1 protein-coding gene is annotated in these 1,126 nt (G+C 45.0%); it reads right to left on the bottom strand.

The features are described from left to right. The coding region (locus tag SPADD19_RS06255) for a DNA gyrase C-terminal beta-propeller domain-containing protein (RefSeq protein WP_277619469.1) at positions 1–1,126 on the bottom strand (1,126 nt) is incomplete at both ends.

Raw genomic sequence — 1,126 nt, 5'->3', positions numbered from 1 at the left:
ACCATTTTTCTCTGTAATATTGGCTGTCTTGATTCCTTTACCGCCACGGCCTTTGGTTGGGTATTCGCTAGCCATTGTCCGCTTACCATACCCTTTTTCAGTGATGATCAATACTTCATCTTGATCCGTAACGACGCTAGCCCCAACAACCTTGTCTCCTTCACGGAGATTCACACCACGTACACCTGTGGCAGAACGTCCCATATTGCGGACCACAGCCTCGTTAAAGCGGACAGAATAACCATACTTGGTACCGATAATGACGTCAGCATTGCCATCTGTAAGGAAGACATTGATCAATTCATCCTCATCACGCAGATTCAGAGCTTTGAGACCATTCTGACGGATATTTGAAAATTCAGCTACATTGGTCCGTTTGACTAAACCTTGTCGCGTCGTAAAGAAGAGATAAGCTTCGTCACTGCGGTCTTGCTCCACATTGATAATGGTTTGAATCGATTCACCTTCGTCCAATTTTAAGAGGTTGACGATTGGTAATCCTTTAGCTGTCCGGCCATATTCTGGAATCTCATAACCTTTCAGACGATAGACACGCCCTTTATTGGTAAAGAAGAGTAAATGATCATGGGTGCTCGTAGAGACCAGTTCACGGACAAAGTCATCATCTTTGACACCAGTTCCTTGAACCCCACGTCCACCACGTTTTTGAGCCGTAAATTCCGCTTGGTCCAGACGTTTGATGTAGCCTTTGTTAGAAAGGGTGATCAAGACATCTGTTTCTTCAATCAAGTCCTCATCTTCAAGAGAAAGGACTTCTCCAACCATTAACTCAGTTCGACGAGCATCGCCAAACTTGCGTTTGACTTCTTCCAGTTCTTCCTTGATGATGGTGGCCACACGTTCTGGTTTCGCCAAAATGTCAGCCAAATCAGCAATCAAGGCAACCAAATCATCGTATTCACTTTGGATCTTGTCTCGTTCCAAACCGGTCAAACGACGAAGACGCATGTCCAAAATAGCTTGACTTTGACGTTCAGAGAGCTTGAATTTAGCCATCAATTCAGCTTGTGCTTCAGCGTCTGTCTGGCTATTGCGGATGATCCGGATCACTTCATCGATGTGATCCAAAGCAATGAGCAAACCTTCTAAGATATGGGCACGTGCT

The organism is Streptococcus parasanguinis, from assembly GCF_001578955.1.
GTDB lineage: Bacteria > Bacillota > Bacilli > Lactobacillales > Streptococcaceae > Streptococcus > Streptococcus parasanguinis_U.
The sequence above is the reverse complement of the archived record's forward strand: the minus strand, read 5'-3'. Positions and strand labels throughout refer to the sequence as shown.